Annotated in this window: 13 protein-coding genes; 3 read left to right on the top strand and 10 right to left on the bottom strand. The window is 56.1% G+C overall.

Features of this window, described 5'->3' with window-relative positions; translation table 11 throughout:
- Positions 1-45 precede the first annotated feature (45 nt).
- Positions 46-894 carry a 3'-5' exonuclease gene (locus tag Poly41_RS07310; protein ID WP_146525267.1) on the bottom strand — a complete coding sequence of 283 codons (849 nt, stop codon included), beginning with the start codon at positions 892-894 and terminating at the stop codon, positions 46-48.
- Positions 895-1,057: 163 nt separating this feature from the next.
- Here Poly41_RS07310 and pepT point away from each other — a divergent pair, with 163 nt between their 5' ends.
- Together pepT and Poly41_RS07300 are read left to right on the top strand one after the other, a co-directional pair.
- A complete protein-coding gene (gene pepT / locus Poly41_RS07305) occupies positions 1,058-2,308 on the top strand; it encodes a peptidase T (protein ID WP_146525266.1) in 1,251 nt (416 codons plus the stop codon).
- Between the two features lie 45 nt (positions 2,309-2,353).
- Complete coding sequence (locus Poly41_RS07300) at positions 2,354-3,448, top strand: Mrp/NBP35 family ATP-binding protein (protein ID WP_146525265.1); 1,095 nt, start codon at positions 2,354-2,356, stop codon at positions 3,446-3,448.
- Between the two features lie 181 nt (positions 3,449-3,629).
- On the opposite strand, the gene Poly41_RS07295 is transcribed toward Poly41_RS07300, so the two are convergent.
- The 6 genes from Poly41_RS07295 to Poly41_RS07270 all read right to left on the bottom strand — a co-directional run bounded on the left by Poly41_RS07295 (position 3,630) and on the right by Poly41_RS07270 (position 8,442).
- A complete protein-coding gene (locus tag Poly41_RS07295; RefSeq protein WP_146525264.1) occupies positions 3,630-3,848 on the bottom strand; it encodes a hypothetical protein in 219 nt (72 codons plus the stop codon).
- A gap of 384 nt (positions 3,849-4,232) precedes the next feature.
- The gene (locus tag Poly41_RS07290) at positions 4,233-5,030 is read right to left on the bottom strand and encodes a site-2 protease family protein (protein WP_146525263.1); all 798 of its coding nucleotides are present in this window, start codon (positions 5,028-5,030) and stop codon (positions 4,233-4,235) included.
- Positions 5,031-5,205: 175 nt separating this feature from the next.
- Positions 5,206-5,688 carry a hypothetical protein gene (locus Poly41_RS07285; RefSeq protein WP_146525262.1) on the bottom strand — a complete coding sequence of 161 codons (483 nt, stop codon included), beginning with the start codon at positions 5,686-5,688 and terminating at the stop codon, positions 5,206-5,208.
- A gap of 169 nt (positions 5,689-5,857) precedes the next feature.
- Positions 5,858-6,811 carry a hypothetical protein gene (locus tag Poly41_RS07280; protein ID WP_146525261.1) on the bottom strand — a complete coding sequence of 318 codons (954 nt, stop codon included), beginning with the start codon at positions 6,809-6,811 and terminating at the stop codon, positions 5,858-5,860.
- 192 nt (positions 6,812-7,003) lie between these two features.
- A complete protein-coding gene (gene msrB / locus Poly41_RS07275; RefSeq protein WP_146525260.1) occupies positions 7,004-7,600 on the bottom strand; it encodes a peptide-methionine (R)-S-oxide reductase MsrB in 597 nt (198 codons plus the stop codon).
- 83 nt (positions 7,601-7,683) lie between these two features.
- A complete protein-coding gene (locus Poly41_RS07270) occupies positions 7,684-8,442 on the bottom strand; it encodes a carboxylesterase family protein (protein WP_146525259.1) in 759 nt (252 codons plus the stop codon).
- 108 nt (positions 8,443-8,550) lie between these two features.
- Here Poly41_RS07270 and Poly41_RS07265 point away from each other — a divergent pair, with 108 nt between their 5' ends.
- A complete protein-coding gene (locus Poly41_RS07265) occupies positions 8,551-9,438 on the top strand; it encodes a hypothetical protein (protein WP_146525258.1) in 888 nt (295 codons plus the stop codon).
- A gap of 17 nt (positions 9,439-9,455) precedes the next feature.
- On the opposite strand, the gene Poly41_RS07260 is transcribed toward Poly41_RS07265, so the two are convergent.
- From Poly41_RS07260 to Poly41_RS07250, 3 genes are all read right to left on the bottom strand, one after another.
- The gene (locus Poly41_RS07260) at positions 9,456-11,633 is read right to left on the bottom strand and encodes a serine/threonine-protein kinase (RefSeq protein ID WP_146525257.1); all 2,178 of its coding nucleotides are present in this window, start codon (positions 11,631-11,633) and stop codon (positions 9,456-9,458) included.
- A gap of 102 nt (positions 11,634-11,735) precedes the next feature.
- Positions 11,736-12,365 carry a sigma-70 family RNA polymerase sigma factor gene (locus Poly41_RS07255; protein WP_146525256.1) on the bottom strand — a complete coding sequence of 210 codons (630 nt, stop codon included), beginning with the start codon at positions 12,363-12,365 and terminating at the stop codon, positions 11,736-11,738.
- Between the two features lie 81 nt (positions 12,366-12,446).
- Positions 12,447-15,176, bottom strand: a complete 2,730-nt coding sequence (locus tag Poly41_RS07250) for a hypothetical protein (RefSeq protein WP_146525255.1) — start codon at positions 15,174-15,176, stop codon at positions 12,447-12,449.
- Between the last annotated feature and the right edge of the window lie 66 nt (positions 15,177-15,242).

Raw genomic sequence — 15,242 nt, 5'->3', positions numbered from 1 at the left:
CCGAGAAAGGGACGCGAGGGTAAAGACAGATTTCGGCCCGCTGCCCTAAGCCGAATCCTTTGACTCCTCCGCGGGCGGGTCCTGTTTTTGCGGCCAAGGGCTGTTCCACTCGGTCCAGGCATTCAAATAGGCGGCGTAGGCGTCGCAGGACTCGGCACGTTCCTCGATCCAAAGCCGCGTCTGTTCGACCAGCTGGATCTCCTTTTCCAGCGTCGTTTTCCCCATCATCACCATTGCTCGCAAAAAGACAAAATAGGTGTCGAGGACGTCACAGCGGCAATAATCGCTGATTGCCTTGTATTGCCCCTCGTCGGCTTGTTTTTGCACCTGGTCGCCGGTCACGTCCATCTTGCCCGGCTTGTTGATCAATTTGGAAACCAAGTTGAGCCCACCATTGCAGCGAGCCGCACCAAAATTGGTCAACAACTCCTGCAGATCCAAGTGAGCATCGGTGCTGAACCGGTTTCGTGGCGACCGATAACCATCGGACTTGAACCACGGCCCGATCGAAATGCCGAACCGAAAGGCGGCCAATTCCATGACCGGCAAGTCAAACGATCGCCCGTTGAAGGTTACCCATTGTGGCTTACCATACAATTCCCAACCTCGCCAAAAATGTTCGGTGATCACATGCGGTCGAAATTCCGGTTCATCGAGCGAGACGATATCGATCAAGCGAAAATCGGACGCGATCTTGGCAATCACCACGGAAATGGGAATCTGATACGTGTGCGGGATGAACGTCGTCCCGTTGAGCTCGACAAGCTCGTCCTGATAGGTGGCAATCGCTTGCTCGGCCGTAAGACCCTGGCCACCATAGCGCACCGCCGAAATGAGGTCCCCGTCCGCGATGCTCTCAACGTCGAAGATCAAATGAGACACTTTCTCGGCCATCGGAAACCTTAGCGATCGATTGGGATTCGAAGTCCACCTCGTTTTCGCTTCCGAGGTAGGCTGTCGAGCTGATGACCGATAGGATATCAAATTCGGATCGCTCACGCACCCTTGTAGCCTGTTCGTTCGATCCTTACCCCCCTTGCCTACGCTGTAACTCGCTATGAATCGAATCACGATCAATCGTTCACGACTACTCGATCGCTTTCTCCGCTACGTCCGCATCGATACCGCCGCGGACCCCAACAGCGATCGATATCCCAGCACGGAAAAACAACGTGACTTGGCTCTGGTGTTGGCCGAGGAACTAACCGCGATGCCCCTTACCGATGCCCATGTCGATGATAACGCTTTGGTGTGGGGAACCGTTCCGGCAACCAACGGTGGAAACACTCCCACGGTCGCTTTCGTGGCGCATCTCGATACGTCGCCCGAGGCTCCTTCGCATCAGGTTTCCCCGCAAGTGATTCACGCCTACGCCGGTGGAGACATCAGCTTACCCTCCGGTAACGACATTACGGTTGCCGGCTGTCCCGCACTCCAAAAACTGATCGGCAAAACGCTTGTCACCAGCGACGGAACGACTTTGCTTGGCGGTGATGACAAAGCGGGCGTTGCCATCATCATGGAGTTGGCACATACGCTGATCGAAAATCCGCAGTTACAACATGGCGATGTCCGTTTGTTGTTTACATGTGATGAAGAAATCGGCCGAGGAACCGACAAGATCGATCTCGAAAAAGTTGATGCCATGGTTGCCTACACCCTCGACGGCGGCGGCGCAGGAGTGATCGATGTCGAAACCTTCTCAGCGGATGCCGCGACGGTTCGTTTTACCGGTCACAACATCCATCCGGCGATCGCCAAAGGGGTGATGGTCAATGCAATGCGAGCGGCTGCGGACTTTGTGGCCAAGTTGCCTCGGACAAAACAGACACCGGAAACCACATCGGAGCGAGATGGTTTCATTCATCCTCACACCCTTCGCGGTGGCGTCGGGGAAGCGACCGTGGAATTGATCCTGCGTTCTTTTGATACCGACGAACTGGTCACGCTTGCAGAGATCGTTCGCCAAACCGCCGACGCGGCAGCCGAGGGGACCCCAGGCGTCCAAGTTGATGTTGCGGTACGACGCCAATACCGAAACCTGCGCGAAGGACTCGAAACGCTGCCTCAGTCGGTTGGCTTAGCGGAAAAAGCGTTTGAAAACCTGGGGCGATCATGCACCCAAGAGATCATTCGCGGTGGTACCGATGGCAGCCAGTTGACGGAAAAGGGTTTACCCACCCCTAATCTTTCCAGTGGCCAGCACAACATCCATAGCGTCACAGAATTCGCCTGCCTTGACGAGATGGTTGAGGCGACCGAGCATTTGATTGAACTGCTTTCGCTGTGGAGCGACCAACGCTGCTAGAGTGGGGGCTTAACGCATTCTCATTTTCCTTTCGCAAAAAGTACTATGCCAGATCTCAATAAAGACCTCGTCCACGCTGCCATTGAATCCTATCCCGATCCGGAAACGGGACGCCCGATGGGTTCGATGGGCCAAATCAAAGAAATCAGCATCGAGGGGGATACTGCGAAGATCACGCTCGCAATCACCTCTCATTCGCGTCCGATTGCGGACGAAGTGGCCGATGCGATCGAGTCCAAGGTGACCGCATCCATCCCAGGGACTCGCGTGAACGTGTCGTTTGTCGATCACCCGCGCCCACCCGCGCGTTTGGGGCAAGTGGGTTTGCGGGTCAAAAGTGTGATCGCGGTGGGCAGTGGCAAAGGAGGTGTTGGTAAGAGCACCGTGGCGGCGTCCCTTGCGCTGACGCTGCGACAACTTGGCGCATCGGTTGGGTTGATGGACGCGGATGTGTACGGCCCAAGCATTCCGCATCTGCTTGGTCTCTCTGGACGGCCGTCGGTGAACGCCGAGAAAAAGATCGAACCGATCATGCTCAAAGAGCCGGCTTCGCTACCTCCCATGCCCGTCATGTCGATGGGGTTCTTGGTTGAACCCGATCAGGCTGTGATTTGGCGTGGTCCCATGCTGCATGGATCGATCAACCAGTTTCTAAGTGACACCCAATGGGGTGAACTCGATTACTTGGTGATCGATTTGCCTCCAGGGACCGGTGACGTTGTCTTGACGCTCTCTCAAGCACTACCGTTGGCCGGATCGGTTGTGGTTTGCACTCCTCAAGAGGTCGCGCTACTGGACGCGATCAAGGCGATTAGTATGTTTCGCAAAGTGAACATTCCAATCTTGGGCATGGTGGAAAACATGAGTGGCTTTCAATGCCCCGATTGCGGCAAGAGCTACGACATCTTTGGACGTGGCGGAGCGCGAGACAAAGCTGAAGAGCTCAAGGTGCCCTATCTCGGCGGCTTACCGATCGATATCGGGATCCGTACCGCCGGCGATGAAGGACGTCTGGCAGAAATGATTGCGGGCAACAGCGCCGCGCGGGCGCCCATTGAAGCGATCGCAAAAGCACTGGTCCGAACGATCGCAGCACGCGCGGCCCATAACCCACCGAAACCATCGCTTCCCACGTTGTAGTGCCCATTTGCTTGACCAAGAGGCTCACGAGCGGCACGGCTTGCTGCCAAAATGGCACTCTGTGTTGCCGGATTGTCCCGGAATCACGGTGATCTAACAAAAAAGCCGCATCAGAGTGAACTCTGACGCGGCTTTTTTCAAAACTTTGCATCGACTCCGAAGAGAAGAACAAACCTGAAGACTAACGACGCTTCTTAGCGGCCTTCTTCTTGGTTGCTTTTTTCTTCGTAGCCTTCTTCTTGGTTGCTTTCTTAGCAGCCTTCTTCTTGGTTGCTTTCTTAGCAGCCTTCTTCTTGGTTGCCTTCTTCTTAGCAGCCTTCTTCTTCGTTACTTTTTTTGCAGCCTTCTTCTTGGTTGCCTTCTTCGTAACTTTTTTCTTCGTTGCTTTCTTCTTGGCCATGTTTTCCTCCGCTAGGAAAGGAAACGCTGGCGAGTCCTTGTGACTTTTTCAAAGCTTGACGCCTTTTAAAAGCCACCGGCCACGGCTCACCAATCGTCACAATGGAAGTTGAATCTCAAAGCTTTGTTGAAGTCCTTCAACGTTGCTTTTGCTTTCAACCGTTTAGAAACTGCGCGTAACTGTACGTGCTTCTCAGAATTTCGCAACATCTTTTTGTAAAAAAAACGCTTGCAAAGCAAAAGTTTTTTTAGTACGCGTGATGCGAACTTGCATTTTGAAACTGCCATGCATCGCAAATATCTCGTGTTCAATTCGTTTGATTTTCGTAGAGACGAGCAACGAACTTTGTTGATTCTGTCCATCCCATTACGTTCGTTGGCTACATCAGTAACGCCACGTTCCATTTTGCTGTAGCATTTGAAAATTCGAGTAAGCCAACGAAAAAAACAAGATCGCCATAAACATCTGCCCGTTCTTGAAACCGTAAACGGCAAGCAGTCCTGCTGCGAGTACACTCACCCAAAGTGCTTGCTCACGGCGACCACCGAAGATCAACACGAGCGAGTTCGAGATGCGTCCGCCATCGAGTGGCCAAACGGGAACTAAATTTAGCAGCGCCCACACGACACTTGGCCAAACATAAAACGTTACCAGCGAAAATAGTCCTGCACTTTCGATCGGTTTTCCGTCGAGAACCCCTGGGAATCGATCGAGACCGACGGGCATCAATTCGAAGGCCGCAACGCGGTAGCCCGATCCTTTGACGATTCCTACCAAGACAAACGCAGACGCCAATTGCGCGAGGGGACCCGCCAATGCGATCCACAAGTTTTCTTTCTCGGTTAGGCGAGAAAACGGTCGCGTGGTGCCCGTGGATCCGATCGGCACCGCGAGGCCACCGAAGTGATACAGTACGATCGCAGAATGGACCCCGCATTGACGAAATGCCAATGCATGGCCGAGTTCATGGATCAGAATGGAGACAAGCAAACAGAGCGCCCAAAGCAATAGCAGTGGTGCTCGACCTGGGCTAGCGTCTTGAAACGCATAGTCAACCAAATCGACCAAACTGTAGCCAAAAATCGCTGCTCCAAGCCAAAAAGTCCATGCGATGCGGATGGGGAACCCGAACAGTTCGAAGCGTAGATCGTAGGGCGATTCCGCTGGTTCTTGAAGCAACATTGACGCTATGAATCCCTTGTGAGTACCAACCTGGATGAAATCAGTGCGAACGATGAAATCAGTGCGAACGATGAAATCAATGCGAACGTGGTACGGTGGTGTAAGTTTTCTTCGGGCGGTAGCACGCTACCGCTCGCTGAGAGCCCCCTCGTTGAGAGCGGCAATTTCCCACCCTCTACAATAGCCCTTTCATTCGCTCGCTGCGATCATAGACATTGGGGGTGGGATGGGCGATCTCGCCAGGGCGAATTCGCGATTTGTCGAGCAACAATCGCATGCTGTCCGCAGTGAAAAGATTGGGCACCACGACGTCACCGCGGCGAAGTCGGTACAAAATGCACCCTTTGCGGCGCACAAAATACATGCCAAAGACTTCGCCGATGAACAACTCGCGTTCCATCCCCACTCCAACCGTCTCAACGGGGTCACCGATATCAAGACCATCCGATTCGACCTGCAACCACAGACAGGGTTTCAAGCGGAACCGAACTTGCCCGTATCGGTAATGGTAATACGTTCCGTCAAAGGATTCGCGGCGAAACACCCGCTCGCTGGGGATACGCCGCGTCACGATCTGAACGTCTTGGGGATGAATGAAACCTTGACCATTCTCGGGCCAACGGGGAAAGCATCCATAATCTGGCAACGATGGCCGCACCGGTACACTCGCAGAGTCGAGGGAAGTTCAAGTCGATCGTCTATCTACTTTAACAAATCCTGCTCTCGTCAACACGGCGATTGCTCGATGTCGACCGACCGCTGTAAGGCAGCGGATCCATTCATCGGTTCTACGTTCCTGCTTGGATCCCTCTGACGGCTGTGTCGCACTACGGGATGATGAGCGTACCCGCAGTGATCGCGACGGCTTCGGCGACGACGGCTTTCCGTTCGTAGGGCGGACGCTGCAAGTAAGCCGGAACACAGGATCCGGTTCGGTAATACCCCAGCGTGTACTCGCAGTCGCACGGATGCTGGACCGTTGCCAAATAAGGCAGCAGCGGAACGGTGCCGAAGAATCGCACGCCCGCAAGGATCGGTGTCCAGTGAGGGCATCGTTCGTGACCATGTCGCTCTAGCATCCGATCTTCAAAGTATCGAGGGTAGGAAAACGTATTGGGAGCCGCCCAGGTCCGCATCGCCCAAGTCCAATTGCCTTCGCGTTCGATTCCTGATTCGGCCAACGGGGCCAGCGGCTCGGCTGTGTCGGCACGAAACCCAGCGGGCGTGCGGCCGTTCCCGATGTCGGCTGTTGCCGTCGTTGCGGCCGCAATCGTTGGCAACTCAAACCGACCGTTGACCACCTCGGGTTTGCGTCCCTGCGATTCCCGTTGGTCCATCAGGTTGCGTTTCGGTTGCGGCAGTTTCTCATCCTTTTCGTCCTCAAGGGGCGGTTTGTCTGCCTCCGTTTGGTCGTCGGTTTCATCTCCGTCGGTCCCGATCAAATCCAAAGTATCCTCTTCCGCAATCATCGAAGCCAAGCTAGTTTGACGAAATGCAGAGGGCGGAAGCTGGATCGCGGTGTCGTTGGCGACCGGCACGACAAGGATTCGAGCGTCATCGCCTCGTAGCAGTTTTAGCGAATCGACCGAGCTGCTGCGCGGTTCGGTCTGCTTCAACATCTGTGCAAAATCCGACTCGTCTGCCAAGACGTTTCCGCCCCAAGAAAGACAGCTTGCCACTGCGGCGACGCAGCCCAACCAGCGCATGCGTCTTGAGTACGATCGGAGGACAATCTCGTTTACTTGTTGCGTCGCATCCATGCCACGTTTCTCCCGGGTCATTGCAGCGGTGTCGATTTACGACCGATCTGGCTGCTGCTTGGTGAATCTCGGAGCGGCGTGCGAACCAAGCCACACTCGTTCCAGTTGTATGGATTCGACCTTTGGACACAAAAAAACGAGTGGCGCTACGGGGTCGCCGCACAACCGATACAACAAGGATGAGCCGAACCAGCAATTCAAAATAACCGCGATCTATTTCACGATGTTTTTTGGGTCGCTGTCACTTGGCGTCTTCTCCGAATCCTTTTTTTCGTCCAACTTTGCCTGATCGATAAAGTTGAGGGAGGCGCTGTTCATGCAATATCGTTTGCCCGTGGGCGCCGGACCGTCATCAAAAACGTGTCCCAGATGGGCTCCACACCGCGAACAATGTACCTCGACCCGAGTGTAGACGAGCCGCCAATCGTTCCGAAAACCGACCTTTTTCTCATTGAGCGGCGCATAGAAACTCGGCCATCCCGTACCCGACTTGAACTTGGTCTTGCTGCTGAAAAGCGGCAAGTCGCAAACGACGCAGTGGTACATCCCCTCTTTCTTGTTGTCCCAGTATCGATTGCGAAACGCCGTTTCGGTTGCCTCGTTCTGCGTGACGTTGAACTGGATCCGACTGAGCGAGCGAAGTAGCTCCGCCTTCGTTTTGGGCTTGTAGGGCTCCGTATCCGCCTTCTCCTCCGCCTCCGTTTCCAATGCCGATTCGTCTCCCAACGCCACGTCGCGGTCGCTGAGGCCGATTGCCGAAAGCAGTAGCGTTAACGCGGGCAGCAGCACGAGCAGAGGAGTGAGCTTCATCGAATAAGTTCCTGTCGAGTGGTTGGCAAGACGAATCGTCGCTTCCTTCATTATCACCCACTGTCTAGTGAATTGTCCAGTTTTTACTTGCCACGTTGGTGGCTGAACATCCACTGGTAAAGCTCAGGCGTTGCGTAGGCGGACGACCAGCTGTTGTGATTGATGTGCTCCAGAGTTGTGAATCGAATCTTCTTTCCACCCGCTGCTTTGATCGCATCGACCATTTCTTGAGACTTCTCGAATGGCACGACCGAATCGTCGGTGCCATGAAACGCCCAAATCGGCACGTCCACTAACTTGCTTCCATCCTCGGGATTGCCGGCTCCGCAAATCGGAGCCACGGCCGCAAAACGATCCGGATGGTCCGCTGCCATTCGCCACGACCCGTAACCGCCCATGCTCAATCCCGTCAAATAGACGCGATCCTGGTCGATACGATACGTCGAAGTGATCGAATCGAGCAGTTCTCCCAGCAGCGATTGTTGTACCGGCGAGCTCCAAAAATCGTCTTTGGGACACTGAGGCGAAACCAAGATGTACGGTAGCTCGTCGCCTCGTTCGGCCATCATCGGCGGCCCCCATTTTGCAACCAGACTGAGTGGCCCGTTGCTCTCGCCTCGTCCGTGCAGAAACAGCATCAACGGGTACGGCTCCGTCGACTCGGCATAGCCACGGGGAAGGTAGATCAAGTAGGGGACACCAACGGAGTCCTTCCAGGAAAAGGTCTGTTCGACCTGCTTGCCGGCCGCGGGTTCGGCCGCGGCGTCATCAGCTTTTCCGCTCGACAGGCAAATGACGGTGGAAAGAAACGAGAACAAAAGGTACTTTGCGGTGGAAGGCATGTTGAAATTGCTCGAGAACCAAAGGAAAGAAAGTTGTGAAAGCGAATCGCTCTGGGACCTGGTAAAGTGTAACAGAGCGAGTCTATCCTAATTCAAGTGAGGTGCACGATGTCTCCGGCAACCCCGTGGTCGCGAACTGCAGTCCGCGCAAAGCTGTCGACGAGTCGGTTCGATTTGGTTTCCAGCTTCTTGCTTGCCTTGGTTTGGTTTGCCGGCACCTTGGTTTGCGTTTTGCTCCTGATCTGGGTCCTGGGTCGCGCGGCGTCGCCCGTTCCCGTGCCGCCAAGCCCGGCTGCCGTCTCATCGGTCGCGTTACCACACGATCGGAGTGTCGATGCAGGCTTCGAGGTGCCGTCGGATGTCGAGGTTGCTGAACTGATCGCTCCGTCGCTCCAGGAATCGATTCGTGCGGTGACCCGAGCGGTCCGAAAGGTCGCGGTGTCGGTTGATCACCAGGGTGGATTTCCGGAGCGATTGAGAGCCGGCGTTTCACTTCGTGTGGGTCCCACTCTCGCACAGGAAACGGTTTCAAGATCGGATCGTTGGCATCTTCAGTTCACGGCAAACCGTCTCGAAGACTACGCGAAACAGCTGGATCATTTTGGGATCGAAGTCGGTGTCGTTGGCGGGTCGATTCAAGGTGTGGATGTTGCACGCCAACTTTCCGGGGACCCGGTCAAGGAACGAATTCTCGACAGCGCAAGTGAAAAACGGCTCTACTTTCGCTGGACGACGCCCAGTCCACTGATGCAATACGATCAAGCGTTGCTGTTGCGTGCTGGTATCGACTCGGAAGATCGGCACGTGTTGAAGTTCATTCCCGCCACGCTTGAGGAAACGCTTGCCAAGACGGAGCTTGATTATGCGATCACGCACGGGCGCAAGTCAGCGCACGAAATCACCAAGACCGTTTTTGAAAGTGTGCCGACTGCTAACGGTTATGCTTTTATCGTGGTTTCGCAGCGGTACCGTCGTGTTCCTCAATCAGGAGACTGAAGCAGAATCGGTAGAAGCTATTCTGTATCGCCGGCGTAGAACTTTCTTGCCGCGCGGTGCAATGCCAATCCTTGCCATTCGGCTGCCTGCTTGCGTGAGATCAAACCGACGCATAATTCGGGTGGTTGGTAAAGGATTTCAAGGGCTGCGGTGACTAGGTCGGCGGGCGTGTCGTGACGCGCTGCCAAGAATGCGGTCGTTCCCACGGTCGCGATCCCTGCGGCTGGCAGGTTGGAATGGGGGTAATCGGCTGATTCAATCGTCATCGGTCGCAGCGTAGGATGCTGGAGCGAAATCGAAATGGCGGAGGGAATCGGAACCAACTGCCAACGGTTGCTTTCCAGCAATCCCACCAACAGCGGGCTACCGCGACCGATGCAAAGCACCGCAGCGTCCGGTGCGTCGTCTGAAGCAAGCTCGCGCCATGGGATCACCTCTCGGGGCAACACCTCGGGAGTCAAATCAAGCGAGTCAAACAGCATTTCTGCGGTGGCACGCGATCCGCTGCCCACGGGGCCGACCGCAACGCGATGCCCGGGTAAATCGGTGAGCGAAGTGATTTCTGAATCGTGTCTCGCAAGAACATGGACGGCTTCATAAAACAGCGGAGCTACGACGCACAGCTCATCACCATTGACAGCCGACGCTTGCATCGGCGCCAACGAAACTTCGTGATGCAACAAACGGTCACGATTGTCGATCGATCCGTTGCTGGCCGTCACCGCGGTCGTGACGTGATAGCGAGAAATCAAGCGTTCTGCGATCTTGGCGGAAACCTCATTGTAAACGCCGTCTTCCAGCCCTCCGGCGATGGCGACGGTTGCTGGAATCGAATCGCGATTACGGTTCCACAACACGGAGATTCCGGCTGCTGCGAACGGAGTCAGTAACAGCAGCAACAGCATCGCGGCTTGAAATCGCCGGTGCGAAACCGACGTGTGGACCATCCGTCGTCCGGAAAGGGCCGCAACCAATGGCACGCCTTCGAGCCACTGCCAGAGCTTAACGGGCATCGATCGTGGCCGCGCGGCAATGGGACGACCTTCTAAATGCGCCTCCAGATCCTCGGCCAACTTGGATGCGGAATCGTAGCGTTTTTTTGGGTCTTTCTCTAAGCACTTCGCGACAATCGTTTCCAAGTCCATCGAAACATCGGCCCGTAGCGAGCGAAGCGACGGTGCTGGGTTGTGTACCACTTGCAGCAACGTTTGAACCACCGTGTCGGCCATGATGGGGGGGCGGCCGGTGATGCATGCAAACAGGATGGCTCCGAGTGCATACACGTCACTGTGTCGGGTCGCTTGGTCGCTGAATCCACCGGCTTGCTCAGGAGCCATGTAGTGCGGTGTTCCTACGGCGGCGCCTGTTCCCGTCACGCTGCTGTCCGAATCCATCCGCTTGGCTAGGCCGAAATCGGTCACGTGGATTCTGTCGTGCTCGTCGATCATCACGTTGGCCGGTTTCAAATCGCGATGCAACACTCCGTTTTGATGGGCGTGATGGATGGCACGAGCAACGTCACGGACGTAACGGACCGCATCCCTGGGGGCCAGCGGGCTCTCTTGAATCCGCCGCTGTAAATCAGTGCCACGGATGAATGCCATCGAGAAAAAATGGTGTCCTGCGCGTTGACCAAAATGATAGACCGGTACGATGCCCGGATGGCTCAACTTGGCGGCCGCTTGAGCTTCGGTATAGAACCGGCGCACATCGGATTCGTCGGCAAGCATTCCGCCTCGGATCATTTTGACAGCGACCATGCGGTCGAGTTCCGTTTGCCGGGCAAGGTAGACGACGCCCATGCCACCTTTGCCGAGGATTTCCAGCAGTTCATAGTCGCCTAGGTTGAACGGCAACGTTGGTCCATGGTCACCCTTTTTGCGGTGTGCCATGGGCAGTGTCGCTGCGGGATCCACGTTGGATTGTTCCCCGACGGCAGCCGAAGTGGCAATCGTTTCCGCCCCGCCGGCAAGCAGCGATTCCTCGGAAGCATGACTCGCAGAGGATGCTGCGGCGCCGACCCTGCCAACGAGATCGGCAGCTTCCATCAATTGTCGCAACTGATCGGCGACCTCAGGAAACTGTTTCAAGAAATCGTCACGGCTTGTCATTTCGCCGTCATCACACGATCGCAAGTACGCGGCAAAGGCAGCGTCAAGCGGATCCGCTTCGTCGGGAGCTTCGTTTTCAACCATGCAGAACGTGTCGGGCTTCGAAAGAGAGGGGCGTTACGGAACGGCCTTGTTTTACCTCAGGCACAACTCAGCTGCGGTGAGGGGCGAAAAAAATTGGAACTTTCACAGCCATGGGCTCATATCGGCATCCAAAATGGTCCGCATTTTTTGCAGTCCGCGTTTCAGCAGTCCGGCCACTGCGGTGTCACTTTTTCCCATCCTTTCGACGATTTCTGCCAGCGACAGGCCTTCCATGTAACGCAGCCGGATCGCCTCGGCTTGAGTTTCAGGTAACTGATGCAGCGCTTCGAGCAGCGCAAAGGTCGCTTCGCCCCGGATCGCGACGCCGCTCGGGCTTGTCGTGCTTCCCGGCAATTGAGCGATCCAACCGCCACCGGCGGAATCGCCCTTGATCGGCTTGTCGCCCTCGATCTCGCGTTTGAGTGACCGTTTTTGTGTTGTCACATGGCGTGTTACCGCCGTTGCGACGTTGTTCTTCAAAATCCCGCGTAGCCAGCCCGCAAATTCCGCAGGGCTCTCGCCGCGAAACGAACTCAAGTCACGCTTTGCTTCCAAAAAGGTCAACTGAACGATGTCGGATGGATCGATCCGCCGTCGCAATCGTTCAGACAAGTAGCGATGGGCGAGCATCAGCAGAAAACCACGATACTGCTCAAGCAAAACACCAAACGCCTCGTTGTCCCCCGCCTTCGACGCGACGACGAGCTGAGTGGTTGAGCCAGGTTTATCCACAATCGGTCGCCCGGATACGAACAGGTTGGAAGGGAGGAACAGCCCCGCTTATTGTAGTCGCTCGCAACCACTCACGTCGAGCTATTGTCGCTGGGCATCCACGACGGCATCGACCACCACTCGATCATCGTACTGCGTTAACGTCGCTTGGCCACCTCGAAACCACTGCAACAGGGGTGGTGTGTAGCCAAGCGGCGGATCGATTGGCGGCCGATTGGCAGCCCATGCCGTGCTCTTCCAATGGAATGCGTCCGCGTCATACAGATAGCGGCCGCCGAGCGTGCATTGCAAATCCGTGCCAAAAATATCAGCGATCGATCCCATGGCCTGATCTGGGTTGACCTTCAATTGTCGCGAAAGCATGCCCAAGAATTGTGCTCCCGCGGCACTGGTCTGGGAGCTGCGATGGTACAATTGGTCCGTCACCCAGCCTTCCAATTGGCTTCCCACTAAGTCTCCGATCCGAGCTCGAACTTGAGCTGCGTCTTCGACTTCAACCGATGCCCAATAGGGCAAGCTTGCCGTCAAGATGTCTGGGAAGAACGACAGCACGCTAAAGCCGCCGCCCGTGTAGCGATACAATCCGCCAATCAACCGGGTCATACCGGGCCCGACCGGTGTGCCTCGACCGATACCCAGTGGCAAACGATCGAGTGCACCTGGCAGGGGCCACGCTCCGAGGTAACCCGGCAACTGACGCAGCGATCGATACGATTTTAGCAAGCCATCAAAGTCTTCGAGATCGGGTGGCGACGAATCCTTGATGGCGGCAAACAAGTGCGTCGGGGGCCCTAGCAGCTCCGATGCAACGTGTGCTTGAGCAGCGACAAGGTCGTCCGCTGCGAATTGAATCGCCACTCGAGTGGGCGGGCCAAGTTGTTGTGCCCATTTGCCGTACTGGGCCGGCGTCAGCGGAGCCACTTCGGCGTGAATCGATAGCCTTTCCAGCTTCGGGGTATCGTCCTTGCCGTCCGACACCCCCTCGCGACGTACGCCGATCATGATCGGATCCATATGGGAAAAACGGTTCGAATAGGCCGCGGCGATCGTCTCGTACCAGGCGGCTTCCTCCGCCGTGACCGACTTCATCTTCACGTCGGCGATTGGCAGGAATCGTCCTCGCGCTCCACGGCGTGTGTCGATCAAGCCAGCGCCAAGCGAGACCACACCGCTGCCATCGCTGCGCTGGCTGAAATCCGCCGGCAGGTACCCTGCGGCAACCAGTTGATCGATCGATTGGATCGGGTTCCCCTCGGCTGCCGACGCCATGCGTGCCAGGTGCACCAGTGTGATCTCGGCTTGCGAAGCAAGTCGACGGCGCAGTTCGATCAAGTATTCGGGCGATACCAATCCTTGCATCATCCGAGGCGACAGGTAGGCGAACACCGTATCCTCACGCTCCAATGGCATCAATTGACGTGTCAATTGAAACTCGGGTGACTGAGCCAATGACGGCGCCCCGGCAGCAACTTCCAAGAATCGTTGCACGAGCGTTTTGCTGTTGGTGACCAAGATCATGTTGCCGTTTTCGACCAGAAACGATCGCACTCGGTTATCCGCACTTCGCAAAAACGAAACCGACTTGCCGCCAATCCGCGTGTCACTTAGCTTGATCGTTTCGTCGCTACCTGCTCGTGTGCTGCGATCGTTTTGGAGCGACGAGCGAAACAGAAATACATTGCTGACCTGGAAAAGGACGCCGATCGATGCACCGTCGTTGAGGAACAAATCACGACCGATGATCGCTTGGTCTTCAATCATGGTGGGGCCAAGCATGCGGGACATCTGCGTCATCTTGAGATTCAGCTGCGATTCGAGCGATTCGGTCGCTTGAGTGCGGAAGCCTCGGAGCGTTGCCATTCGTGAAAGATCTCCACCGTATTCGTTTGACAAATCGGTGAACCAGAGATAGTTTTCAAACGAGCCGTAACGAAGATAGAAGCACTCCGGTGGCACACTGCCGGCAAGCGGCTCGACCGGTATCGAGGGGGATTGTGGTGGCCGGTTCCCCTGTGGAAAGGAAGGTGCCCACGAGGGCGCTGCGGGCAGGGTGACTTTCGTGCTGGCCAGGGGGTCGGCTGACATGCGGCCGGCAGCCGCCTGGCGAAACACGACTTCTTTTTCGTCCTCGGCACCTGCGATCAGCTTCAAGGTTGAAACCAGTGCGTCTTCATTGGAAGGATGCGTTTCGTACCAATCGGGTAGCGGTAAACGCAATCGGCCTGACAACATCGCAACCAGGTAGGTTTCAACCCAAGGTGGATAGTCGCTCAAATCGATTTGCGTTTTGACTCCCGTGGTGTAGTCGGCCCACCATTGTCGAAGCCGTTCGTCATGCAGCAACGGCTCCTTTTCGGGAACCAGTTTGTATTGCCCAATCGGTCCATCGGAATCACCGAGCGTCACGAGGAAGGGTTCGTCCGAGGGAAACAAGAACGAAACCCGTCGGGCCACTGTCGCTTCCTTGTCTTGGTCGGCGCCGGTGAGTTCGCGAATCAGACTTCCCACGCGGCCCAGCAGCCTTCCGCGCCCCGGCTGCGGGACCGGACGTTCAGAGGGGGGAGTCACACGCATACGGACCTCGCTCGAGGCAGGGTACAGCACCTGGCCCGCCGAGCCGGTGGCTCTCAACCGCGGCAGCGAGCCCACAGGGACCGGCGAGGCGAGAGGGATTTCGATCGTCGCCACGCCAAGCGGGTTGCCCGATACGGCCGAAACCATCACCTCGGCCGCCTCTGCCAACGTCGTAAGCAGGCCAAAACAGACGGTAAGTAGCAGCGTGTTTGGCGAGAAAGAGAGCGTGTTGTTCATGGGATGCGAGTGAAAGATCGAGAGAGAGGATTGGAACGTGCCGGGGGTCGCTATCAACGGGCGTTC

This window comes from Novipirellula artificiosorum (assembly GCF_007860135.1).
Lineage (GTDB): Bacteria > Planctomycetota > Planctomycetia > Pirellulales > Pirellulaceae > Novipirellula_A > Novipirellula_A artificiosorum.
This window is presented reverse-complemented; position numbering and strand designations above follow the sequence as displayed.